At 52.2% G+C, this 25330-nt stretch carries 23 protein-coding genes; 12 read left to right on the top strand and 11 right to left on the bottom strand.

Translation table 11 applies throughout. The features are described 5' to 3' along the window. The 11 genes from V3U24_03490 to V3U24_03440 form a co-directional block, all read right to left on the bottom strand. Positions 1 to 417: GTP-binding protein (locus tag V3U24_03490; protein ID MEE9166513.1), on the bottom strand; the 417-nt coding region annotated here is incomplete at its 3' end. Positions 418 to 423: 6 nt separating this feature from the next. Continuing rightward, entirely contained in the window at positions 424 to 1800 is a 1377-nt protein-coding gene (gene selA / locus V3U24_03485; GenBank protein MEE9166512.1) for an L-seryl-tRNA(Sec) selenium transferase, read from the bottom strand. Between the two features lie 102 nt (positions 1801 to 1902). Then, on the bottom strand, positions 1903 to 2229 hold the full coding sequence (locus V3U24_03480) for a hypothetical protein (protein MEE9166511.1): 327 nt from the start codon (positions 2227 to 2229) through the stop codon (positions 1903 to 1905). 114 nt (positions 2230 to 2343) lie between these two features. Continuing rightward, positions 2344 to 3537, bottom strand: coding sequence for an MFS transporter (locus V3U24_03475; GenBank protein MEE9166510.1), 1194 nt, complete (start codon positions 3535 to 3537; stop codon positions 2344 to 2346). Between the two features lie 91 nt (positions 3538 to 3628). Next, positions 3629 to 3970: a 50S ribosomal protein L19 gene (rplS, locus tag V3U24_03470; GenBank protein ID MEE9166509.1), complete on the bottom strand. Its 342-nt coding sequence runs from the start codon at positions 3968 to 3970 to the stop codon at positions 3629 to 3631. A 1-nt stretch (position 3971) separates the two neighbouring features. Continuing rightward, entirely contained in the window at positions 3972 to 4691 is a 720-nt protein-coding gene (gene trmD / locus V3U24_03465) for a tRNA (guanosine(37)-N1)-methyltransferase TrmD (GenBank protein ID MEE9166508.1), read from the bottom strand. A 70-nt stretch (positions 4692 to 4761) separates the two neighbouring features. Beyond that, entirely contained in the window at positions 4762 to 4995 is a 234-nt protein-coding gene (locus V3U24_03460; protein MEE9166507.1) for a KH domain-containing protein, read from the bottom strand. A 66-nt stretch (positions 4996 to 5061) separates the two neighbouring features. Continuing rightward, positions 5062 to 5994 (bottom strand): 30S ribosomal protein S16, encoded by a 933-nt coding sequence (gene rpsP / locus V3U24_03455; GenBank protein ID MEE9166506.1) that lies wholly within the window; start codon positions 5992 to 5994, stop codon positions 5062 to 5064. A gap of 10 nt (positions 5995 to 6004) precedes the next feature. Beyond that, positions 6005 to 7336: a signal recognition particle protein gene (ffh, locus tag V3U24_03450; GenBank protein ID MEE9166505.1), complete on the bottom strand. Its 1332-nt coding sequence runs from the start codon at positions 7334 to 7336 to the stop codon at positions 6005 to 6007. 184 nt (positions 7337 to 7520) lie between these two features. Beyond that, complete coding sequence (locus V3U24_03445) at positions 7521 to 8216, bottom strand: SDR family oxidoreductase (GenBank protein MEE9166504.1); 696 nt, start codon at positions 8214 to 8216, stop codon at positions 7521 to 7523. 11 nt (positions 8217 to 8227) lie between these two features. Continuing rightward, entirely contained in the window at positions 8228 to 10504 is a 2277-nt protein-coding gene (locus V3U24_03440; protein MEE9166503.1) for an aconitate hydratase, read from the bottom strand. 177 nt (positions 10505 to 10681) lie between these two features. On the opposite strand from V3U24_03440, the gene porU reads away from it, so the two are divergent. The 12 genes from porU to V3U24_03380 form a co-directional block, all read left to right on the top strand. Beyond that, positions 10682 to 14500: a type IX secretion system sortase PorU gene (gene porU / locus V3U24_03435; GenBank protein MEE9166502.1), complete on the top strand. Its 3819-nt coding sequence runs from the start codon at positions 10682 to 10684 to the stop codon at positions 14498 to 14500. A gap of 6 nt (positions 14501 to 14506) precedes the next feature. Next, positions 14507 to 15121 carry a Maf family protein gene (locus V3U24_03430; protein ID MEE9166501.1) on the top strand — a complete coding sequence of 205 codons (615 nt, stop codon included), beginning with the start codon at positions 14507 to 14509 and terminating at the stop codon, positions 15119 to 15121. Between the two features lie 32 nt (positions 15122 to 15153). After that, complete coding sequence (locus V3U24_03425; protein ID MEE9166500.1) at positions 15154 to 15930, top strand: helix-turn-helix transcriptional regulator; 777 nt, start codon at positions 15154 to 15156, stop codon at positions 15928 to 15930. Between the two features lie 137 nt (positions 15931 to 16067). After that, positions 16068 to 16529 (top strand): division/cell wall cluster transcriptional repressor MraZ, encoded by a 462-nt coding sequence (mraZ, locus tag V3U24_03420; protein ID MEE9166499.1) that lies wholly within the window; start codon positions 16068 to 16070, stop codon positions 16527 to 16529. A gap of 3 nt (positions 16530 to 16532) precedes the next feature. Further along, entirely contained in the window at positions 16533 to 17480 is a 948-nt protein-coding gene (gene rsmH / locus V3U24_03415) for a 16S rRNA (cytosine(1402)-N(4))-methyltransferase RsmH (protein MEE9166498.1), read from the top strand. Beyond that, on the top strand, positions 17477 to 17827 hold the full coding sequence (locus V3U24_03410) for a hypothetical protein (protein ID MEE9166497.1): 351 nt from the start codon (positions 17477 to 17479) through the stop codon (positions 17825 to 17827). Before rsmH ends, V3U24_03410 begins: the two co-directional genes overlap by 4 nt. Then, positions 17824 to 19785, top strand: a complete 1962-nt coding sequence (locus V3U24_03405) for a penicillin-binding protein (GenBank protein MEE9166496.1) — start codon at positions 17824 to 17826, stop codon at positions 19783 to 19785. Before V3U24_03410 ends, V3U24_03405 begins: the two co-directional genes overlap by 4 nt. Next, positions 19719 to 21245: a UDP-N-acetylmuramoyl-L-alanyl-D-glutamate--2,6-diaminopimelate ligase gene (locus V3U24_03400; GenBank protein MEE9166495.1), complete on the top strand. Its 1527-nt coding sequence runs from the start codon at positions 19719 to 19721 to the stop codon at positions 21243 to 21245. Before V3U24_03405 ends, V3U24_03400 begins: the two co-directional genes overlap by 67 nt. A 4-nt stretch (positions 21246 to 21249) precedes the next feature. Continuing rightward, the gene (gene murF / locus V3U24_03395) at positions 21250 to 22593 is read left to right on the top strand and encodes a UDP-N-acetylmuramoyl-tripeptide--D-alanyl-D-alanine ligase (GenBank protein MEE9166494.1); all 1344 of its coding nucleotides are present in this window, start codon (positions 21250 to 21252) and stop codon (positions 22591 to 22593) included. Further along, the gene (gene mraY / locus V3U24_03390) at positions 22593 to 23696 is read left to right on the top strand and encodes a phospho-N-acetylmuramoyl-pentapeptide-transferase (protein ID MEE9166493.1); all 1104 of its coding nucleotides are present in this window, start codon (positions 22593 to 22595) and stop codon (positions 23694 to 23696) included. Before murF ends, mraY begins: the two co-directional genes overlap by 1 nt. Further along, positions 23609 to 25075: a UDP-N-acetylmuramoyl-L-alanine--D-glutamate ligase gene (gene murD, locus V3U24_03385; protein MEE9166492.1), complete on the top strand. Its 1467-nt coding sequence runs from the start codon at positions 23609 to 23611 to the stop codon at positions 25073 to 25075. Before mraY ends, murD begins: the two co-directional genes overlap by 88 nt. Beyond that, on the top strand, positions 25075 to 25330 hold a 256-nt coding region (locus tag V3U24_03380; protein ID MEE9166491.1), incomplete at its 3' end, for an FtsW/RodA/SpoVE family cell cycle protein. The genes murD and V3U24_03380, both read left to right, overlap by 1 nt.

Here is a 25330-nt window from a genome sequence, read left to right as displayed (position 1 = left end):
CTTGAGAAAGGAATCTCCTACGTACTCCCGTATCTCCTCTTCCAACAGGTCAAGCCATTCCTGATCTTCCACAAGGTCCGTCTTCGTTATTGCAATGCAGCCCAGCTGCACGGCCAACAGGCGGAGGATGTCCACGTGTTCACGGGTTTGAGGCATGATGCCATCATCGGCGGCGATGGTTATGAGAGCTATATCGATGGTGCTTACTCCCGCGACCATGTTCCGAATGAATCTCTCGTGACCGGGAACATCGATGATCGTGATATCATCCGTCAAGAAGGCGAAGCCGAGATCGATGGTCATTCCGCGCTCTTTCTCCTCTGGAAGACGGTCCGCATCCGTCCCGGTCAATGCCTTGACCAGGGCCGTCTTTCCATGATCGATATGTCCCGCAGTTCCGATTACGACTTGCGGCATGATAGATCAGGAGACTCCTTTGGCGATCTCTTTCATGGCCTTCCTCAAAACTTGATATTCCTCCGCCGGGATCGCCTTGAGATCCAGATAAAAGCGGTTTCTTGAACTGTATCCCACAATGGGCGGGTTCCATTTTCTGAAGCGTTCTGACAACGAGGAGGGAGTGAGGATCTCGGACTGGAATCTAAGTGCGGCACTTTCCAAAAGTTCGGTAGGTAATGATCCGCTGCCCGCCTCAACTTCTGAATGTACCACACTCACACCCAGCTTTCTCACATCATCGTCTCTCATCGATGCAACCAGTTTGCGGCCCCGATTTATCAACGTCCTTCGAGAAGTCGTGAAAAGCTGGTAAGTCATGTTCTCCCTTCCAGGCGGCGCCTGGCGATATGATCTGAGTGTACGTTCGAGAAGAGCAAGAGTCATTTTGTCGCACCTCAGCGCACGGTACATAGGATTCTTATGCAACTTGGATATGAAATGTTTCTTACCGCATATGAGTCCTGACTGGGGTCCTCCCAGGAGTTTGTCGCCGGAAAAAGTGACCAGACTCGCTCCCTGGTCAAGAGCGTCGGACACCACAGGTTCGTGAGGTAGACCGGCTTCCTCAAGGTTGAAGAGCGCCCCACTTCCCAGATCGACAATCAAAGGCACCCTTTTTTTCGCGCTGAGTTTGGCGAGGTCCACCAGAGGAACTTCCTTGGTAAATCCCTGGATTCGATAGTTACTGGTATGAACCATGAGAATAACGCCTGCATTCCGAGAGAGACCATTCACGTAGTCTTCAAGATGAGTCCGGTTGGTAGTGCCCACTTCCACCAGACTTGCACCGCTTTTCCGAATCACATCAGGAATTCGAAAAAGACCACCGATCTCTACCAGCTGTCCCCGAGAAACAACGACATCTTTTCCCTCAGCAAGGCTGTTGAGAGAGAGCAGTACTGCAGCCGCGTTGTTATTCACAACGATTGAGTCTTTTGCCCCTGTCAGTGAGTTAAGTAAAGGAGTTATGTGATGGAGTCTTTCCCCCCGTCTCCCGGTCTGAAGATTCAATTCCAGGGCCGAATATCCTCTCATATCATCAGCCACCTTCCGCAAGAGGGATTGAGAAAAGGGTGCTCGTCCAAGCCCGGTGTGAAGAATGATGCCTGTCCCATTGATGACATTAGTCAAACTTGCCCTGTTTCGCCGCCGGACTTCAGAGCGAACACGACTCACGATTTGCCCTTCGTCAAAATGAACATCGCCATCCTTTGCCAGTTTTCGAATAGCAGATAATTCACGTCGAACGATGTCGACGACGTATTCTCTGGGCAGTTCAATCCTTTCCCACCTCAGTGTGTTCAAAAGTATGTTAACAGAGGGAATATCCCTTAGCCTCATTCACAAGACCTCTCGGTCAAGAAAGATAGACGGCTGAATGGTGAAATGCAAGATTTTACGCCCCCATAACGCGGTCCGCTGCTGCGAAGAGTTCTACTCTCCTCAGCACGTTTCCAACTCTTTTGCCAGTGTGATTACTTGCTGAAAATCGTTGAGACTCACACTCGAGGGAACTGAATCGTCGAGGGACAAGACATACCCCCCTTTCTGCTTCATTATTGGAACAGCACGTTCCATCTCTGACCTCATCTGGTCCGGGTGATCGCGCAAAGCCGCGCTGATGCCACCGTGCACGACCAGTCCATCACCAAATATTCTTTTGAAGTAAACGGGGTCCATGCCGGCCTGGACCTCCAAAAGGTTCAGGGCATCAAGGCCTATGTCTGGCAGTTCAGGAATATACGCGTTTACGTCCCTGCAGGAGTGCAAGATTGTTCTCCAGTTCATGCGAGAACATGTCCCGGCACCAGTCGGGATCTTCAACCAGCGCGCACAAAAGACGCTCTGTTCCGACAACATCAGACGGAGACAAAGTATCAGGCATTATTGTCTGAGAACCCGGTTTCTCACAGGGTCGCTTGACGAGATTCGTCTCAGATATATGGAAAGAAAGAGGGCGGCAGTGAGTGCGACAGCCAGGAGAAGAAAGAGTTTTTCAACTCCGTAGTGGACCGCCAGGAAACCACCGATGGGCTCAGCCAGTGATCCCGCACCAAAACTGAGGAAAAAGGAGACACCGTATCCCAGTCCGCGGGATGGCGAGCGCGTGAATTCGGCGATGAGAGAATTCCCAACGGGCTGAAGAGCGAAGTGAGTCACACCCAGACAGATAGCCGACACGAGCAGCCAAGAGCCGGTTGCATAACTGATAGTCACGAGAAAAGGAACGTTCAAGAAAAGAATCAACGTCAGAAGCTTTGTCCTATCGTACTTGTCTCCCATCCTTCCGCCCACAATCTGACCCACAACTCCTGCCACGAAAACAAAGGTAGTCAAGAGACCGCTCCGGAAGACACCGTCTATGTTCCGCAATATTCCTCCGGAATGTTCGCTGAAATGGACCGGCAGGTAGTTCAAACCGTAAAAGGACAGTCCAACGAGAATCACAATAACATAGTAGACAACCAGGGGGTGGAGTCGCGTCTCGGTGGGGGAAGTTGCCTCGATTTCAGGAGCGGAGCGACGTCTCGAGGGGACCAGCATCGTCGTGATAACGGCCAGAACGGAGAAGAAAAGGACCACCAGGCCATAGGCGATGCGCCAGGAGAAATGGGTGGCTAGCCATGCTGCCACAACCCAACCCGCGGCCAGACCCATACTTCCGGCAATCCCATGATATCCAAGGGCTCGACTCATCTTGCGAATTCTCTTCGAAATCAGGGTCAGTCCTGCCGGGTGATAGATGGATGCTGAGAGTCCCAAGAGAAAAAGGGCGACGGTCAACTGGAGAAGATTCTGTGCCAGGAAGGCTGTAAGTCCGGCCAAGGCCATCCCGCACTGACAGATAAGGAGAAGTGATCGGCCGCCCAGCTTACTCTCAAGCCAGCCGGCCGGAATAGCCCCCAAACCAAACATGAAGCCTGCTAGTCCTCCCACCCACCCCAAGATATCCAGCTCTGCGCCAAATTCCTCTCTGAGCACCAGCCGTACGGCGGGAAATACGAGCATACTGTAGTGTATGGCAAAGTGGGAAAGTCCGGTGACGAAAAGGATGGTCTTGGACTCCCGGGTAAACATGACAATCAGAATTTATCTGGTCCGGGAACTCCCGGGAGAATGATCAATAAGGAGATAGAAATCGATAAGATTCGAAGATGTCGGCGGTGCCCTACCGCTTTTCCCGGATGCGGGCTGCTTTCCCTTTCAGTTTTCTCAAATAGTACAGCTTGGCGCGCCGAACCTTTCCCTGCTTGAGGACTGTGATCTTTCCAATGTTAGGAGAATGGAGAGGAAAAACACGCTCTATGCCAACGCCGAACGAGACTTTTCGAACGGTGAATGTGGCATCGGTACCCGCTCCGCGCCGGGATAGCACCACGCCCTCAAAGCGTTGAATACGATCCCGCCCTCCTTCCGTTACTTTGATATCCACGCCAACAGTATCTCCCGCATGAAAATCGGGAAGGTCTTTCTTCACATATTCATCTGTTAGTTCGTAAGGTTCAACCATCTCAGCCGTCCCCTTTGGAATTCTCTTCCACATAACGTTTCCATAAATCCGGCCTTCGACTACGGGTTCGTTTTTCGCGCTGTTTCTTTCGCCATACCTCAATCCTCTTATGATGTCCACTGAGAAGAACCTCCGGGACGTGCATGCCCCTGGTCGTTTCCGGCCGTGTGTAATGAGGATAATCCAGGAGGGGATTCGCGAAAGAATCGGACAGGGCGGATTCCTCATCCCCAAGTACTCCTGGAACGAGTCGGACCACAGAATCGAGGATTACCATGGCGGGCAGTTCTCCTCCTGTTACCACATAGTCTCCTATGGAAACTTCATCGGTGACTACCGCTTCGCGGACACGCTCATCAATGCCCTTATAGTGACTGCATATGAATATCAGTCCCTCAGCCTTGGAGAATTCCCGTGATTTCTTCTGAGTAAGAATTTCGCCTTGAGGCGTAGGGAGAATCACTCTCATCTGACCGCTTCCGGGAAAATGGCCTTGGACGTAATCCACTGCCTTGAAAAAGGGCTCAGCCATCATGACCATCCCTGAACCACCTCCAAAAGGATAGTCGTCGAGTTGAGGGTAGTCCCCCTCCGCGAAATCGTGGAGATCGATAGAATGATAATCGACCAGACCCTTCTCCCGGGCACGCCTGAGTATGCTTTCTCCAACAATTGCCTCAACAATATTGGGAAATGGGGTCAGAATAGATATTTGCATCATAGTCTGAGAAGACCTTTCACGGTTCGAAACTACGTTTCTTGTAGTGATGTTTTGTACGTCAGCGCCGGGCTTATTCGACGATCTCCAGGAGGGCTCGTTTCCCACCCCCTTTGGCACTGATAGCTGAAATTATAGTACGGATAGCCTGGGCGGTCCGGCCATGCTTACCAATGACTTTGCCCAAGTCACCATCCCCGACGCGCAGTTCGTAGATAACCGTTCTTTCACTTTCTACCGGTGTGACTGTTACCTCGTCCGGCTTGTCGACCAGATCCTTGACGATATCACCTATGAGTTGTTCCATAGCTGTCCCCTCCTGTTCCAATGGTCACTCTCTGTCAAAGTATCGTTACAATGCAGGTCATGAGAATCACTCGCTCTTCTCGTCGCCCGGCGAATGGTTTCCACCGGCGTTTTCCTCGTCCTCTCCATCGGTTGACTCAGGGGTCACTTCCGTCTCCTCCGGTTCTTCGGCAGGCTTTTCCTCAGCAACCTTAACCTCTTCATCCTCAACGGATTCCTCGGCCGCTGTCACTTCCATCTCCTCCGGTTCCTCGGCAGGCTTTTCCTCAGCAACCTTAACCTCTTCATCCTCAACGGATTCCTCGGCCGCTGTCACTTCCGTCTCCTCCGGTTCCTCGGCAGGCTCTTCCTCGGCAACCTTAACCTCTTCACCCTCAACGGGTTCCTCGGCCGCTGTCACTTCCGTCTCCTCCGGTTCCTCGGCAGGCTCTTCCTCAGCAACCTTAACCTCTTCATCCCCAACGGATTCCTCTGCCGCAGTCACTCCCGCTTCCTCCGGTTCCTCGGCAGGCTCTTCCTCGGCAACCTTAGCCTCTTCATCCTCAACAGGTTGCTCTGCCACTTCTACAGGTTCTTCTTCCTCTGCCTCCGCTTTCGTGGCTACTTCCGGCTCCTCCTCCAATAGTTTTTCCTCAATCTCCGTTGCTGCCCTTTTTTCTTCCTTCTCTTTCTCTCGAGCTTCCTTGTCCAGCGTCCACCTCTGAATCTCCTGATGAATTGCCGTCTCATCCAGACCCTGGCCCATCATATGCCACCGGTAGGCAATCCCCGACTTCTTCATGAGAGTCTTTACCGTGTCTGACGGCTGGGCTCCTTGCTTTAGCCAGTAGAGAATACGGTCATCCTTGAGAGAGAAAACGTCACTCCCCTTAATAGGGTCGTACCACCCGAGCTCCTCTATCGCGGCACCATCCCGTTTTTTCCGTGAGTCCATTACCACAACCCTGAATGAGGGCCTGTTTCTCCGTCCTGTCCGTTTCAGTCTTATGCTTGTCGCCACTGTCCACTCCTCACTTGAATGCTGCCATTACCTGGTCCATCATCTTACGATTTATCTTCAGCCTTGAAAGGTCTTTTGTCATTCTTTTCAGGTGACTGAATTCCTTAAGCAGTTGATTTACTTCCTGAACGGTTCTTCCACTTCCACGGGCGATCCTCCTGCGTCTCCGCCCGTCGATTATCGATGGATTGGCCCTCTCCTGTGGTGTCATAGAACTTATGATGGCGTCAGTCCAGATAAGGCGTTTCTCATCATAGACCATTCTGCTCCCCGTCCTCCCGATACCGGGAATCATGCCAATCAGTTCGTCCAGAGAACCCATCCGCCGCACCTGTTTCAATTGTCTCTGGAAATCTTCGAGCGTCAGCTGTTGCTTTTGTATCTTTTCGGCTGCTTCATGGGCTTGTTTCCGGTCCACCACCTTTTCCATTTTCTCCACAAGAGAAACAATGTCTCCCATTCCCAGGATTCGATCCGCCATCCTTTCCGGATGAAAAGGCTCAAGACCTTCCGGTCTTTCGTGAGTACCAATGAATTTGATGGGTATTCCGGTCACTGCTTTGATGGAGAGTGCTGCGCCTCCCCGGGCATCGCCATCCATCTTGGTGAGAATGATGCCTGTTACATCGAGGGCTGCCGAAAAGGCACCTGCGGACTTAACGGCGTCCTGACCCGTCATTCCATCTGCCACGAAAAGAATCTCGTGAGGAGCAATTTGAACAGCGATCTCCGCGATCTCATCCATCATTTCACTGTCAACGTGGAGTCTGCCAGCGGTGTCCATTATGACCACATCGCAACCGATGGCGGCTGCATTCTGAAGACCGTCCCGGCAGATTTTCACAGGATCTCGATACTTCCCGTCCCATACGGGCACATCCATTTCTCCGGCGAGTGATTTGAGCTGATCGACAGCCGCGGGGCGGTAAACGTCAGCGGCGACCAGATACGGCTTTTTCCCCTCGTTCTTCAGGTAATAAGCCAGCTTGGCCGCCGTCGTGGTTTTCCCTGAGCCTTGAAGTCCCGCCATGAGGATGACGGTTGGGGGCGATTCCGCTTCGCGGAGCCCCTCCCAATGATCCCCCAGCAGACTGGCCAGCTCATCACGAATGATCCGGACGAACTGCTGACCCGGCATAACAGAGTCCAGAACGGGTGAGCCCTCGGCTTTCTTGGAAATGCGATCTACGAACTCCCGGGCTACTTTATGGTTCACATCGGCTTGAAGCAGTGCCCGCCGGATTTTCCTCCCTGAGTCAACGATGTTTTCTTCCGTAATCTTGCCCAGGCCGCGAAGGGTGCGAATGATAGTACCAAACCCCGATTGAATTTGTTCAAACATTCCGTTTTCGAATCCAGAAAAGCGGAGAAATTTACCCGTCCGTCGAAGAGAGTTGCAAGTGAAATCCCGGGAATGGCAATTCGTTTAGTTCAGGTTCTTAGATGTGAAAGTGTTTAGGTTCCAGGGTGTTTACGCTTGTCTTATATGTCTATAGTCTTGAACGCATAAACACAAGAACACTGCACTAGAAATCACCCCCCACCTGCCGCACAAATATTTCTTCTACGACTGACCGGCCTGTTTGCGATATCGCTCCCCACACTGCATCAACAACGCTCTCTACCGAAATCATCTGTTTTCTGGGGAAATCGTAGTCAAACTTGTCCCACCACGACGAATCGACAGAACCCGGGTAGACGGATGTCACTTTTATGTTGAACTTTCTTACCTCAAGACGGAGAGTGTCGGCCAGTCCTCTCAGTCCGTACTTCGCCGCCGAATAGCCTCCCCCGTGGGGCAATGGACGCTTGCCCGAAAATGAATTCATGAAGACGATGTGTCCCTTTCTTCTTTTCTTCATCCGGGTTACTGCCTCGCGGCAGCAGAGAAACGCCCCCGTGAGATTGACTTGGATCATCTCCAGCCATTCGTCAAGAGATATTTCCTCTACAGGCTTGAAGCTTGCTACACCGGCGTTGTTTACCAGGAGATCAAGTCGGCCGTAACTGTCAGCCTTTCTGAATAGACGGACAACGTCATCTTCTTCTGTAACATCGGTGGGAATAATGATTGACTGACCTCCTGCATTAGAGATCACGTCCCCCGTTTTCTGAAGTCCTTCCCGGTTCCGGGCGGCCAAAACAGAAACATAAGAATTCTCAGCAAGTTTGACGGCGATCCCCCGACCGATTCCCTCTGAGGCGCCTGTAACGACAGCCAAACGGGATTCCATCAGCCGGAACTAGCGATCAGGTTCAAGGCAGAACCGGCCCGGAACCACTCAATCTGAACGGGAGAATACGTATGATTGACGTTGCAGGTGAAGGAAGTGCCATCGGAGTGCATGAACGTCATCTCCAGACGTTTCTCGGGAGAGAAATCTTCGAGTCCATGGATGGTGATCCTCGCATCTTCCTGGATGTCGTCCGAGTCCCGGGCATCTTTGAATGTCAGCGCGAGTATGCCCTGCTTCTTCAGATTCGTTTCATGAATCCTCGCAAAGCTCTTGGCGATAATGACTCTTCCGCCCAAGTGACGGGGTTCCATCGCCGCGTGTTCACGACTGGATCCTTCCCCATAGTTATCTCCCCCCACAATGACCCACCCCATATCCTTCGATTTGTAATCCCGTGCAAGATCGCTGAAGCGGACCCCTTCTTCGCCCGTTAACACATTCTTGCCCCGGCCCGTTTCCCCCGTATATGCGTTCACCGCACCAATAAAGAGATTATCGGATATGCGGTCCAGATGACCCCGGTAGCGGAGCCAGGGTCCGGCGGGGGAAATATGATCTGTCGTGCACTTTCCCTCCATCTTCCCCAATAGCAACATGTTTTCGAAATCCTCCCTTTCCCAGGTCGGAAACAGCGTCAACAATTCCAGTCTCTCGCTCTTGTCCGAAACTTGAACCGAAACAGTTCTACCGTCTTCGGGTGGGGCAACATACCCTTCCAGACCCTTCTCAAATCCGTCTTGAGGGAGTTCTTCCCCTTTCGGAGGGGTGAGGCGGACCGATTCTCTCTTCTCGTTTACCAGTGCATCGGCTAGCGGGTTGAACGTCAACCTACCATCGAGAGACATGGCAGTGACAATCTCGGGAGAAGCGATAAATGCGTGCGTCGCCGGGTTTCCATCATTTCTCCTGCCAAAGTTGCGATTAAAGGAAGTGACTATCGTGTTTTTCTCCCCTTCCTCCTTATCCAGTCGATTCCACTGGCCGATACAGGGCCCACAGGCATTGGCGAGAACGAGGGCTCCGATCTTAGTCAATTCCTCCATCTGCCCGTCTCTTTCGATGGTGGCTCTGATCTGTTCGGAGCCGGGGGTTACCAGGAGAGGAGTTTTTGCTTTCAATCCTCTAGCTGCAGCTTGCCGGGCGACATGCGCGGCCCGCTCGATATCTTCATACGAAGAATTCGTGCAACTGCCGATCAGGGAAACGCTGATTTCTTGAGGGTATTCCTTCTCACGCGCTTCACCCGCCAATTCAGAAATAGGTCTTGCCAGGTCCGGTGTAAAGGGCCCGACAACATGGGGCTCAAGCAGGGAGAGATCAATCTCGATCACTTCGTCGTAGAATTCTTCGGGATCTTCAGCCACTTCCGGATCGGCCGCAAGATGGTTGGAAACGCTCTCTGCCAGGAGCGCAACCTTCTCCCTTCCCGTTGCCCGCAAATAGGTGGACATTCTTGAATCGAATGGAAAAATGGAGGTAGTGGCACCAATCTCAGCACCCATGTTGGCGATTGTACCTTTTCCAGTACAGCTAATGGAAAGGGTCCCATCTCCGAAATATTCAATGACCTTACCGGTGCCACCCTTCACTGAGAGAATTCCGGCCAGCTTCAGGATTACATCCTTCGGGGCAGTCCACCCCTTAAGCTCTCCCACAAGCTTCACTCCGATAATGCCCGGCCAGAGAAGTTCCCAGGGCATGCCAGTGAGGGCATCCACCGCGTCAGCGCCTCCCACCCCAATCGCGATCATACCCAGCCCGCCTGCATTAGGAGTATGCGAGTCGGTTCCTGTCATCATACCACCGGGAAACGCATAGTTTTCCAAAACTACCTGATGTATAATCCCGGATCCCGGTTTCCAAAAGCCGATTCCATATTTCTGTGAGGCTGAAAGGAGGAACTCGTAAATCTCACGATTCTCAGAATTGGCCTGCTTCAAATCATCTCGAGCGCCGATTCGAGCATTGATGAGATGATCACAGTGAACGGTGCACGGGACCGCCGTGTGGGTACGATCCACCTGCATGAATTGGAGAAGGGCCATCTGGGCGGTGGCGTCCTGCATGGCGACCCGGTCGGGCCGGAAGGTTACGTTGCTTCTGAATCGCTCGGGTACTTTGCTGAGAGGCCCATAAACGTGAGATGCCAGGTTTTTCTCTGTGAGTGTGAGTGGTCTTCCGAAAAGCTTCCGCGCATGAGATATTCTCTCTTCGTAGCTGCGATAGACGTTCTGAATGGTCTCAAAATCTCTGGGTGCCTCGTTGGCAACCATCGTTTCCCCTCTCGTTTCGAAGGCTTCAAAGTCGAGCTGTGATGGAACCGCTCTGCATCCCGTTCGTGGGATTCGTAACTATCTCGTTGAAAATTACACGAGACGGTACGAAATTTCAAATCCAATCACGGGACGATATTCCGTCCGGAGAAGCCGGAATCTCTAACTGACGCCTGGATGAATCAGACTCAAAGGAGACAACTTTCTGCCACGATCATCCTCCTGGTGGTCGCGACCACGCTCGCTGGCCAGCAGTGGAAAGCCGTGGAAAATAGTGCTGATAACCTGACCGTCGTCGTAACGTATCCCGGACCCGAAAAGGTCTACGAAATGCAGCAGCTTACCCTCGCCATTGGGATTCCATCCGCATCCCTCCCGGACCTCTCCACTGACTATGTAAGGGTGTCCCCCTACACATCTCCCGACCGCCACCCTTACCACTTCGAGCCTCCCGTCAAACCGGTCAAATGGGACAGGTTGGTGCATTTCCGGGATCTCCATGTTGGGCTTCTTCAAATTTCTCCTGCGCTTCTCGACGGTGATGAATTGACACTGGTCGATGAGGTCCAGTTCACCATTTCGTTCCCCACTACCCAGGTGACGGCCAAGAAAGTGGGCCCCCCGGAGGAGGGTCTTTATGAGAGTCGAATCGTGAACTGGGAAGTCGCGAAGACTTGGATTCAACAGGCAAGAAAAGTCAAGAAAAGAGCAGTCACGCCACTGCCCGAAGGAGAGTGGTATCGTTTTGAAGTGGAACGTGACGGCATCTATCAGTTAACGGCTGCCGCTCTTCAGGCGGCTGGAGTAAACACGGACGGCGTTCAACCTGCCAGTTTGATCATGTTTACGAACACGGCCGGCGGACGCCCCCTGACGGCAACGGTGGGGGCCGAAATACCCGATAACCTCACTGAAGTCGCCATGCGTATACAAGGAGGACAAGACGGTTCTTTTGATGATGAAGATGCCATTATCTTCTACGGCCGGGGTCCCCGCGGATTCGATAGCAGCGAGGCAGGTAGCGTCACTTATACCCAGAACCCGTACACCGACACCAATGTCTATTGGCTTCTCGTTCCTGACGATCCGGACATTGAGGGCAAACGCGTCCGTAGAGACACCACCTCCTACGCAGATCCGTTAACTCTCGACTACGGCATCTCATACCAACACCTGGAAGAAGATCTTGAAAATCCTTTCGACTCAGGCATCCTGTGGGTTGGAGCGGGTTACTCGAAGAACCAGACCGGTTCCCTGGTTTTCAACCTTGCTCATCCAAAGATGGATGTGGACGCTACCGTGTCTCTGTCAGTTTTTGGCGGATCGTCCAGTAGTTCCGAAGAGTTTCCCAGTCACAGGTTGAGAGTACACCAGCGAAGCACCCGCGACTCCCTCCTCTCATCAGTGACATGGGGTGGCCTCAATATCAGGAACGTGACGGCGGAGCTCGATGAATCCCTTCTTTCGAATGGACCCAATGTCATCGTTCTGCACAATGTCTCGAACGATGACGCCTCAAGAGTCCATATCGATTGGGCCACCTTGAAGTACGGACGTGAACTGAGATGGGAGGATATCCCCCTCGAATTTTTTGGTCCGGTGAATGTCTCCCCTGTCAGATTTGTCATATTCAACGCCGACGCGAACGTAAGGGTCTGGGACATAACCGAATCTGCCGCCCCCGTGGAGCGGGAGATGACTTTCGTGGGGATCAGAGGCTATTTCGAAACGACTCCTCCCGAGGAGCGAATGGCAAGATTTATCGCATTCAGTGAGGAAGACATTCCCGAGATTACGAACGTGGTCCCGGGGGAAGATTTGACCCTCTCAACTCTTCGAACCGAAAAAAACTACTCCATCGACCATATCATCATAGCCCCGGAGGAATTTCTCGGTCCTGCTGAGGAACTCATGCGGCACCGGACAAATTCATTCGTGGCACCACTGGAGACGATCTATAACGAGTTTTCGGGAGGTGTCCAAGATCCCCTCGCCGTCCGCTATTTCTTGAAATGGACAAAGGAACACTGGCGAGATCCAGCGACGGACTCGTTTCCCAGCTTCGTTCTTCTGTTTGGCGATGGCGATTACGATTATCGCAACATCACGGGTGCCTCCTCCAATCTCATGCCCACCTTTCAATCACCCCGGGTCAAAGGAACATCCTCCGACGATCGTTTTGCCTATCTTGACGGACAGATGCCCGAGATGTCGTTGGGGAGATTTCCTGCCGTTTCCGTTTCCGATGCAGACAACATGGTCCGAAAGACGATAGATTATGAAGCCGACCCGGAGATTGGCCTGTGGAGACGAAGGTTGACCCTCATCGCCGATGATTTTGCCAGGCCCAATTTCGGTCCCATCGAGTTGACGCACACGAGGAACAGCGAAGAGATTGCAGACATGATTCCCCGTTCTTTAGAGGTGCAGAAAATCTACATGGAGGATTTTCCTGAAATCAACGATGGTTCTCAATTCGGCGTCACGAAACCGGATGCGACTGAGGCCCTATTTGAGATCCTTGAAAGGGGAACGGTGCTTCTGAATTTCATAGGGCATGGATCGGCCTATCAATGGGCACAGGAGGGACTCCTCACGGCGGCTCGCGGCGATCTCACCTCGATTAACACGGGGATGAAGCTCCCAGTTTGGATCGCCGCTACCTGCAGCTGGGGACGTTATGACAACGTGGAAGGAAACGCCATGTCAGAAGAAATCTTGAGGCTTGCACAAAACGGTGCAGTGGCCGTCATTTCCACGACCGGACTCATCACGTTTTCGGCGAATAAGAATTTCGTTCTGGATCTGTTCCGAAGTTTCTTCCCTGATGGAAACGTGACCGAGTGGACCCTGGGCACCGTTTACAGCTCCATTAAGAATGGCTCCGCGGGCAGCGAACTTTTTCACCTCTTTGGGGATCCCGCCTTGAAACTTGCATTGCCCCCGAACACTGTCTCTATAGATTCCGTCCTTCCCGATACGCTATTGGCGCTGGAAACCGGCACTTTTTCAGGTCATCTGGCTGCCGGTGATCCTTCCCTTGGTGAAGGGTACGTTGTGCTCTATGATGCCGACCGAACGGTCACGAAAACATATGACGGGAGCTTTTTCTCGGAGATCGTCTCTTATACTCTCGTTGGTCGGACTCTATTCCGGGGTCTGGTTCCCCTTTCGGGACGAGTATTCGATGGGAGTTTCATCGTGCCGAAAGACGTGAGCTATGCAACCTCCCAGGGACGACTCTCCATGTATGTGTACGGTCAAGAGGATGAGGATCTCTGGGAGGGCCTTGGTGTCAGGGAAGGACTCGTGTTCGCGGGCGGGACGAATAATCCCCTGGAAACCGAGGGTCCATTGATCTCATTTCGGCTCGAGGATCGCACCGTGGAATCCGGAGACCATCTACCCGAGAATTCTGACCTGATCATCAGTATATCGGATCCACTGGGGGTCAACGTTACAGGTGAAGTGGGACATGCAGTCCGCCTCTGGGTTGATGAAGACGAGAGTGACGCCACGGATCTAACTGAAGATTTCGTCTATGATCCCCGCAGCCACGAATCCGGATCCGTCACATTTCCCCTCGACGAAATTTCCCGAGGTGAGTCACTCATTACGGTTGAGGCGTGGGACAACGCCAACAATCCGGCTCGAAAATCGATTACTCTCCACCTTACGTCTTCCGAAGCACTTTCGCTGACAAACGTCTTCAATTACCCCAATCCATTCCGGCAGGAAACACAGTTTGCCTTCGAGGTAAGCCAGAGATCGAGCGTCACAATCAGAATCTTCACGCTTGCAGGTCAACTGGTGCGAGAACTGGAACCGTCAGAGACGTTTATGGGTTACTCCCATATCGATTGGAACGGGCGGGACGATTTCGGAGACAACATCGCGTACGGCGCCTACCTCTACCAGATCACGGCTACTCCGGTGGAAGACGGAAAGAAAATCACGCGGATCAGAAAAATAGCCAAATCTCCTGAATCCCCCTGAGCTGGTGTGACTGTCCCCTTCGTCCTCGCTTCAAACTCCCCCCGGAGGAAAAGAATCCTGAGGTTGATGGACCTTTCCGTCGATGTGGTGCCAAGCATGGTGGAAGAAGAGTATCTTACCCAGGAACCCCCGGAAGAATTAGTCTGTCGAATTGGCCTGCAAAAAGCCATTCATATCGGCTTCCGCCTCCCAGATCGTCTGGTGATAGGTGCCGATACGGTGGTGGTGATGGGCAACCGGATCCTGGGAAAACCCAGTGACCTCTCTCACGCGAAGAGAATGCTCCGATTCCTTTCAGGCAAAACGCATACGGTGATGACAGGCGTGGCGCTCGTGAAGCATTCCCGGAACGAATCGTACACTTTTTCTGAGCGGACGGATGTCACTTTTCGGAACCTGAACGACCGCATGATTGATTACTATGTTGAAAATGGAAAACCCCTTGACAAGGCCGGCGGATACGCCATCCAGGATTGGTCTGCCTGTTTCGTGGAATCAATTTCTGGATGCTACAACAATGTAATGGGCTTCCCCCTTTCAAGATTCATTCAGGTCCTGAGGGACCCGGACATCGAGAGGGCGTTCGGACCATACAATTGGTTTGGAAAGGTTGGGGATTGATCTTAAACTCATTTTCCAGTTGAGGAACCGTGATGGTTGTGCCATTTTACACAGAACTGAAAAGCATTCGCCAGGAACAGGAGATTGACCTGTCGGAGGTTGCCAACCGGACAAAAATAAACATGAGTTACCTGGAATCTCTTGAATCCGGGGACTTTTCATTTCTGCCGACAGTATACATACGGTTATTTCTCCGCGCCTACGCCGTCGAAATAGGCGCAAACGCTCAGGACTCCCTGAAACAGCTGGACATTCATCTGGCCAAAACGGAAGAAATGCCTCAGCCACAGCCGGCAACCGTTGAAGATCATGACGGAGAAGAGGACGAAGAGACATATGCGGTGTCCCGCAAGACCCCTTTTCAAATCCGGTCGGACATTCTCAAAGTTGTCGTTCTGGTAGCTATTGTCCTTTTCGCTATTTTCATCATTCGAAGAATCATAACTGAGGAACCGATGGCACCTGCGGAGGTTACCGATGCGCGGCTGGAGGCCACGTATACACGCGAGCTATCACAGGAGACAATCGCCGCGGAACCTCCCTATCGGTTCACGCTGAGAGCCACAGCTCCACTCTGGTGCAAATATTCCCTTGACAACGCTGAATATCAGTCGGAAACACTCGATGACGGAGAAGATATCAGACCGGAGTTTCAGTCGGGATTTCAGCTCCGGGCAGACCCGTCGTCCAGCGTTGAGCTCGTCATTAACGACCACCCTGTGATATTCGATGCCACTTCCCACCACGTTGACTTCACCTTCCAGTCACGGAATGGTGAATTGACCATTACCCACTACCGCCTCAAGTAAAACCTAAGCTCTCCCACGCAACCCCGGCTATACCGTAGTATCTACGTCTTATCCCTGAAATTCTTCTTGACATTTGTGGGGGATTGGTTTAAAGTTGTGGGTAGGAGTGGGGGATTTTCCCAGTCTGTGCTTTCTGCATGGTTACCGAAGATACATTCACGGGTGAGTACTCTTATACTCTTGATGCCAAGGGTCGCGTAAACATTCCGGCTAAGTTTCGTTCCGCGCTTTCACCTGAAAACGACGGAACGTTTGTGATTACTCAGGGAATGGATCCTTGCGTCATGGCCTATCCCCTCCTCGAGTGGCAAAAGGTTGAAATGGGGCTCCGAAATCTTTCCTCTGCCTCAAGAATCTATCGTTCCTTTATCCGAAGTACAGTCCGGTATGCTACATGGGTAAGAATGGACAAGCAGGGAAGGATCCAGGTTACGCCGTCGTTGAAAAAATTCGCTGATTTGGAGAAAGATGTCTTGATTATCGGCGTGGTGAACAAGATAGAACTGTGGAACCCGGACAGACTGAAAGAATTGGATGAAACATCGTTAAGTATCGATTCGGAACGGTACGAGGATTTGGCAGGCAAGATAATCATTTAGGCGTTGAGTTCAGTATGTTCCCACTTAGACTATTCCCACACTCCGGTTCTGAAAAAGGAAGTCGTCCATCATTTAAGGATTCGCCCCGAAGGAATCTATCTGGACGGAACCATCGGTTCCGGTGGGCATGCCTCTGCGATTCAATCCCGCCTCTCAGAGGAAGGGATTCTAGTAGGGCTTGATGTCGATGAGGAGGCTATCCGGCACTGCAGGACTGCTTACTCCGCCTCCTCAAATTGTCATCTTTTCAACGGCTCCTACGACAATTTTCCCCAATATCTCCTGTCACTCGGCGTGGAGCAAGTGGACGGAATGCTCCTCGACCTGGGGCTTTCCTCACATCAAATCGAATCCCCCGACAGAGGGTTCTCCCATCAGATTGAAGGTCCTCTGGATATGCGTTTCGATGTCTCATCACCTCTTACTGCGGAGGAAATCATGAATCGATGGGACGAAGACAAGCTGAGAGACGTTATCTGGAAACTGGGAGAAGAACGGCAGGCGGCCGGAATTGCCCGGATCATTGTCAAGAGGCGGAAACTCAAGCCCATGACAACCACGTTCGATCTTCGAGATGCCGTCCTATCGGTCGTGATCGGTCGGTACGCAAGAAAATCTCTCTCCCGGGTTTTTCAGGCGTTCCGGATCGCCGTGAACGGAGAGTTGGACACCCTTCGGGATTTCCTGGACAGATTCGTGAAGCATCTCAGGTTGGAAGGGAGGATAGTCATCCTCTCTTATCATTCTCTTGAGGACCGGTTGGTGAAAAACAAATTTAAGGAATTGGCGCACGGGTGCGTCTGTCCCCCCGATCTGCCAACGTGCGTCTGTGGCCGTGAGCCGTGCATGAAAATCCTGACGAAACGTCCCATCACGTCAAGTGAATCGGAGATCAGCCGGAACCGGAGGGCACGGAGTGTCCGGATGCGGGCGGCCGAAAGAATCGCATGATGGCAAAGCCACTATCCCGCAGGAAGCGCCGGTCAAAGAAACAGAGGGAGTTTATTAATTCATTGCTCTTTTTCGTGGTTTCACTCCTGTCCATCTCGGGACTCCTCACCTACCTCTGGGTATACAATGAGATCAACATCACGGAGAGGGAGAGCAGTGCACTCGAAAAGATACGCACGAATCTGGCAGCCCAAAATGTGGATTTGCGGAGTCAAATTGCAGGATTGATGCGCGTAGATCGGATTACGGAAATCGCTGAGAGCAAGCTGAACATGGTAACACCTGAACCGGAAACGCTTGTCGTGTTCATAGATTATGCGGTGAAGGTCAAAACCAAAAAGAAATGACCAAGTCGTTTTCAAAGTTTCACGTCAGGATGCTGGTTCTTTCGAGCCTGATCTTGCTGGCCTGGGCCGGTCTAACCATGAGACTTTTCTACGTTCAGGTCCTGAGTGGAAGCGAGCTGCGGGAATTCGCAAAACAGCAGGGGGAAAACAGAGTGATCCTCCCTGCAATCAGGGGAACCATACGGGATCGCAACGGGTTGCCTCTTGGACAAGACGTGGTTCATTACTCTTTTGCCATCCGCCCAGACGACATAGAGGATCGTCGAGCCCTCATTGAGGCGTTCACGAAGACAACCAGTCGCAGTCCCGGCTACTACGAGCGAAAGCTCGACTCCGACGGTTCTTTTGTCTACCTGGAGAGGAACCTGACAACCGAAATGAGTCGTCCTCTTCTGCGTATTAACGACGCGGGACTGGTTATCGGCCGGCATGGCTACCGATCTTATCCCCATCACGAGATTGGATCACAGATCATCGGATTCACAGACGTGGACAATATTGGTCTGGAAGGTCTGGAGAAACAACTCGACGCTCACCTCCGCGGCCGGGACGGGTGGCTGATTCTCCAGACCGACGGCAAGGGAAGAGCACAAAAGAATCACTCCTATCCTGGAGAAGAACCGGTTGATGGATCGGACGTCTTTCTTACCATTGACCTACAGTACCAGGCTATTCTTCAAGATGAACTCCATCAACATATGATATCGAAGGGGGCAAAAGGAGCCATGGGTATCCTCATGGAACCCTACTCGGGCAAGATCCTGGCAATGGCATCCGTCCCCGATTTCGACCCCAACTCTCCCTTCGATTTTCCAAGGCAAAATTACAGGAACAGACCGGTGACGGACCAGCTTGAGCCCGGCTCCACATTCAAAATCGTTCCGGCCACAGCAGCTCTGGACCGGAGCAGTATCCCAATCGATGAAGAATTCAATTGTGAGGATGGGAGCTACGAATTCCGAGGGATCGTCATACGGGACTGGTCAGATTTCGGACTTCTCACTTTCCCCCAGATCATAGAGCATTCCAGCAATGTGGGGATTATCAAGATTGCCGAACGGGTGGGCCCGAGAAACCTTTACCTTTGTGCGAGAAAATACGGGTTTGGTTCAATGTCGGGGATCCGCTTCCCCGGCGAGGTGAGAGGAACACTGAGGCCAATTGATGAATGGAGTGCCATCTCACTGGCAGAGATATCACTGGGTCATGAAGTATCCGTGTCATCGCTTCAGCTCTCCTGCGCCTATGGGGCCATTGCCAACGGCGGCTTCCTCATGAAACCACTTCTTGTCGATAGAATCATACATCCCTCAGGGCGTGTAATCCATGAGTCGTCACCGCAAGTGATCCGACGGATAGCATCTCGAAATGTCATGAACCTCTTGACGGAAATGCTGGAGCGGGTTGTAGAGTCGGGTACGGGAACAAGTGCAAGGATCAGGGGTTGGACAGTTGCCGGGAAAACGGGAACAGCTCAGAAGTTTATAGACGGGGCCTATTCCTCAACCCGGTTCAACTCGCTCTTCGCGGGATTTCTTCCGGCGAAGGAACCTCAGCTCGTGGGTCTGATCATCCTCAATGAACCCAGAGTGGGTTACCACTGGGGAGGTGCTGGGGCCGCCCCCGTTTTCAAAGAAATCATGAAACGGATCATCAACACTGACGACTCAATTATAGTCCATGGACCGGCACGGGAAAGTAGCACCATGCCAAGTGTCGCCGCTATTCCCTCTTCTCCGGTCATGATGAGCACCGCTCTCCTTACCCGGAAACAGTCGGATACCAAAAAGGTCAAGATGCCCGAAGTACGAGGAAAAAGTCTTAGAAGGGCCGTGAAATTACTCCGATCAGTTGGACTGCAACCTGTTGTGCAGGGATCAGGTACGGTGGCATGGCAGAGTCCGTCGCCGGGAACGGTAGTTCGAAGAGCGTCACGTTGCACAATCGGGTTGGAATGATGGAAAGACTGACAACAATTCTGAGGGGTGTGGATGTCGTGACAGATATACCTTTCGATCTTCCCGTTCAATCTATCTGCGCCGACTCGAGGCACGTATGGCCGGGGGCTCTGTTTGTAGCGTTGAAAGGGATGACCCAGGACGGAACCGAATTCATACCGGAAGCCCTCCGCCGCGGAGCAGCAGTGATCGTATCCAACGGACACCAATTATCCGGACACCCCAATGCACCTGTCATTCGCGTGAAAGATCCGAGGCGTGCTCTTTCCAGAATCGCGGCCAATTTCTTTGAGCACCCGTCCAGAAGCATGACTGTCATCGGAATAACCGGCACGAATGGCAAGACGACCACGAGTTTCCTGTTGCGGTCCATACTGAGGGTTCAGGGTCTGGAAACAGGGCTGATGGGCACGCTGGGAATCAAGGCGCCGGGAATGGAAGCCCACTCTACCCTCACGACTCCCGATATCATCGATCTTCACAAAACACTCAGGCTTTTTCTCGACACAGGTGTCACTCATGTGGTCATGGAAGTATCTTCACACGCCCTGCGTCTCAACCGTGTGGAGGATGTGGAGTTCGATCAGGCAATTTTTACCAACCTGGGCCAGGATCACCTCGATTTTCATGGCACTACGGAAGCTTATTTCAAGTCAAAATCGAAATTATTTTCCATGCTTCCTCCTGATTCGACAGCCATCCTGAACGCTTCGGATGGGAGATTTGGGATGCTAAAAGAATTGACCAGAGGAAATGTGGTATCCTACACAGCCGAGGGAGTGGCGGACGTGACCTTCCGGGAGTGGGGAATGAGCATGGGTGGAATTACAGGAAACATTTCAGCCAACGGTGAAAATATCTCTATCGACTCCTCCCTGTTCGGTCTTCATAATCTGGAGAACATAGTTGCTGCGGTCGCGGCAGCCAGGAGTCTCCAGATCCCAATCGACGCCATTGAAAAAGGGGTGAAAGCGTGCAATTTAGTTCCCGGCCGGATGGAGACAATGATGACGAAGAACGGCGCTACCGTTGTGGTCGATTATGCTCACACTCCCGATGCTTATCAAAAACTTTTCTCATCCCTCAAAAACCTTCTAAACGAGAACAACCGCCTCTGGGTCATTTTCGGGTGTGGGGGAAACCGGGATCACGAAAAACGTCCTTTCATGGCGGCGGCAGCGGAAACGTTCGCTCACAAAGTGTTCATAACTCCGGACAATCCTAGAACGGAGTCACTCGACAGAATCTCCGAGGATATCAGGGCCGGATTCAGAAAAAAGACCCACACATTCTATGACGATCGAGTTCAGGCCATCCGCGACGCGATGGCTTCGTTGGAAGGTGGCGACATTCTGGCTATCGTGGGAAAGGGACGGGAAGAGTGTCAAATCGTGGGAACAGAAAGAATTCCTCATTCGGATATCCGCACGGTAAGAGGGGTGATATCCGAAGGAAAATGAGGAGATGAGAATTGATCTTCCGGATCCGGAAAGAATTAGATCCATGATTGAGGAACTGACTGGTCAGAAAATCGAAATACTGCCCCGGGGCATTTCGCTCGATTCGAGGGAGGTCAAGCCGGGAGATCTGTTTGTTGCCATCGTGGGAAAGCGGGTGGATGGTCATGATTTTCTCGATGATGCGAAAGAACATGGATGCGTGGCTACCATGGTAACCACCTTGAACGAAAGCGGCGATCCCCCCCAGATAATTGTGGAGAATCCCGTTGAAATGCTGGGCACACTGGCAAAACAGTGGAGGTCCAATTTTTCTCTTCCCATAATCGGCATTACAGGAACCAACGGAAAAACCACAACCAAGGATCTTATGATTCAAATCTTTTCCGCGACTTACCATGTGCACGGCACACGCGGAAATTACAACACAGAGCTCGGATTACCTCTCACTCTACTCGAGCTCACCTCTCACCACACCCTCTCCATCCTCGAAATGGGCGCCAACCAAAGGGGCGATATTGGGTATCTCTGTGGCCTGTCTCAACCTCGGTACGGGCTGATAACCAATATCGCCCTTGCCCACCTTCAAGATTTTGGTTCCATCGAGGATATCTCAAGATCAAAGGGGGAGCTTTTCGAATCTTTGCCCCCCGATGGAATTGCCTTCGTCAACGCAGAAGACGAACGGGTGCGTTCCCTGCACACGGAGGCCAGCAAGATTTCCTACGGCTTCCATCCGGGCTGTGATTTTAGCGCCGAGCTTCATCAAGACGGCGAAGGACTTTTTTCTCTCACCATAAATGGCGAACATATTTCTTTGAACTCCTACAGCAAGACCTTTGCTGTGAACGCCCTCGCGTCTTGTGCCGTCTCTATTACCAATGGTGTCAGCTGGGAATCATTTCAGGAGGCGGTTCTGACTTTCACACCGTCCAGTGGCAGGTGCGAGATCAAGAACATGGACGGCATTACGCTCATCGATGATTCCTACAACGCCAATTTTGCCTCGACTCTTACCGCCATCGAACTCCTTCTTACGATACCGGTGAAAGGCCGACGAATTCTCGTCTTCGGTGACATGCTGGAACTGGGAAAGGAATCAGAATCTCTCCACAGGCAAGTGGGTCAACGGTGCGCGAAGGAAGGCATCGATCTTCTGCTGTGCTACGGCGATGAATCTCGACTGACCGCAGAAGCGGCAAAGTCCGCGATAAATGCCAGGCATTTGCATGACAAACATGACCTGGTCGTAATCCTGAAGGAAGAACTTGATAGAGGGGACGTCGTCCTTTTCAAGGGGTCAAGAGGTATGGCGCTAGAAACCGTCATCGATGAGGTATTCGGCCCCTGATGTTGTATCACCTCCTCTACCCCCTCCGATCATACATCTCCGGTTTCAACATATTCCAGTACATTACTTTCCGGGCGGCCATGGCCGCCATCACGGCTCTCTTCATCTGCTTCATTATTGGGCCCCGCGTCATCGCGATCCTGCGATCCCGGGGAATCGTGGAGGAGATCCGGACGGCCGGACCCGATACTCACTTATCCAAGAAGGGCACGCCAACCATGGGGGGAGTCATTGTCCTGTCTGCAGTGATTCTCCCCACCCTCCTGTGGGCAAACGTAACCAACGTTTACATCCATATGATTCTTGTGGCCACACTCTGGATGGGTCTTTTAGGGTTCCTGGATGACTATCTGAAAACGGTTAAGAAAGAGAAGAAGGGCCTCATCGCTCGTTATAAACTGGGGGGGCAAATGGCGCTGGGGTTGATTATCGGAATCTGGTTGTACCAGAGTCCCTTCCTTGAAGAGATCCGAACGGTGACATCCGTCCCCTTCTTCAAGAACCTTGAAATAGATTTTGGCTACTTCCACATCCCCTGGGTCATTCTGGTGGTGACAGCAAGTTCAAATGCCGTAAATCTCACCGATGGACTGGATGGACTCGCCTCGGGTCTCCTCGCTATCTGCGCCACAGCGTTCATAGGAATTGCATACATATCGGGCCGTGTCGATTTCAGTGATTATCTCAATATCCTTTACCTCCCAGGGGCCGGGGAACTTGCGATCTTTGCGTCGGCTCTCATGGGAGCCTGTCTCGGTTTCCTCTGGTTCAACGCTCCTCCTGCCCAGGTTTTTCTCGGCGATACGGGTGCCCTCGCCACGGGAGCGGCCCTAGGTACCCTGGCGGTTCTTTTGAAGAAAGAATTCCTCCTCATCATCGTGGGGGGAGTGTTCGTTTGGGAAGCCCTCACGGTCCTTATCCAACTGGGGTATTTCCGATACAGCAAAGTCAAGAGTGGCGAGGGAAAAAGGTTATTTCTCATGGCTCCGATTCACCACCACTACGAAATGAAAGGATGGAAGGAAACACAGGTGGTCATACGCTTCTGGATTATGGGAATTCTGTTCGCCTTGATGACATTCAGCACATTCAAGTTACGGTGATGGCCGTTCCCCTGGAAAAAAACGCCCGGATGAAGGATAGGAAAGTTACCGTGATAGGAGCGGCACGAAGCGGGGTCGCCGCGGCACGGCTCCTTGGTGAACTGGGCGCCAAGGTATTCTTGAGTGATAGAGATCCAGATGCGAAGAAGAATGAGGAAGTTGCTGAGCTTCAAAAACATGGTGTTGAATTTGAATTCGGTGTTCACTCAAACAGGACACTCGAGACTGACCTTATGCTCGTCAGTCCGGGTGTCCCGCAGAACAGTGAACCGGTGGTCACCGCTATCGGAAAAGGAATTCCTGTGATCAGTGAGGTGGAATTGGCCTGCTGGTACACTGAACTGCCTATCGTTGCCGTAACCGGGACTAACGGAAAAACCACGACAGCTACTGTTCTGGCGAACATGGTTCGCGAAGGCGGCTATGTCCCGTTCCTCGCCGGTAATGTCGGTATTCCTTTTACTGAAACCGTGTACAAAATCCTGGGCAAGGAGCCAAAGAACGGGATCCACGTTCTCGAAATCAGTAGTTTTCAGATGGAGCATATTCACCTCTTCCGACCGAAAATAGCCGTCCTCTTGAATCTGTCGCCCGATCATCTGAATCGGTATCCATCCATGGGGAATTACGTCTCGGCCAAGATGAGGATTATGGAGAACATGACTGCGGATGATCATGTGGTCTATAACCACGACGACCCTTCCTTGCGTCAGCAGATCGATACCAGTGCCCCGCTGACGCCCTTTTCTCTGGAGATCCATCCCCAATTGCTCTTTCACGTAAACGAAACAAAAGTCTACGACGAATCGCGGGAGGTACTTGTCCATTTGAAGGATCTTCTTGTCCCGGGAAAACATAATCTGGCAAACTTCCTCGCCGCCGCAACGGCAGGCAAACTTCTGGACGTGCCCACGGGGGCCATTACAAAGGTCTTGAGAACATTTCGCGGAGTCCCTCACCGTCTGGAACACGTTCGCACCCTTGAGGGCGTCGATTACTATAACGACTCCAAAGCAACAAATGTCCAATCCGTGAGAACGGGAATCGACTCCTTCACACGACCCATTATCCTCATAATGGGTGGTAGAGATAAGGGGGCGGACTTCAAGGAGCTGCTTCCTCAACTGACCTCCCACGTGAAGCAGGTCCTGGTGCTAGGAGAGGCGGCCGATCGAATAAAAGAGACTCTCTCCCACGTTGTACCCTGCAACAAAGTTCCCACCGTCGATACGGCCGTCTCGCTGGCACACGAAAATGCCGAACAGGAGGACGTGGTCCTTCTTTCGCCTGGGTGTGCCAGCTTTGACATGTTTAGCGACTTCGAGGAAAGAGGTGAGGTATTCAAGACCGCCGTGAATCGTCTCGGGAGCAGAAAGTAATGCCACTGCAGGTATCCTCTCAGAAATACGACAGAAGTCTGCTGATCATTGCACTCCTGCTTGTCATCTTTGGGACGATTATGGTTTTCAGCTCAAGTACGAACCTTTCCATGGAAAGGTTCGGAACAGGCACATATTACCCGAAGCGGCACGTGATGAGAGCCCTCATCGGGCTCACCGTCATGATTGGGGCCATGATGCTCGACTTCCGGGTCTGGAAAAGGCTTGCCCCCACCCTCATCTTCGTCAGCATAT

The sequence above is a fragment of the Candidatus Neomarinimicrobiota bacterium genome (assembly GCA_036476315.1).
In the GTDB taxonomy this organism is placed as follows: Bacteria; Fidelibacterota; Marinisomatia; order Marinisomatales; family S15-B10; genus JAZGBI01.
Note: the sequence above shows the minus strand (reverse complement) of the source record. Positions and strands in the feature narration are given on the sequence as shown.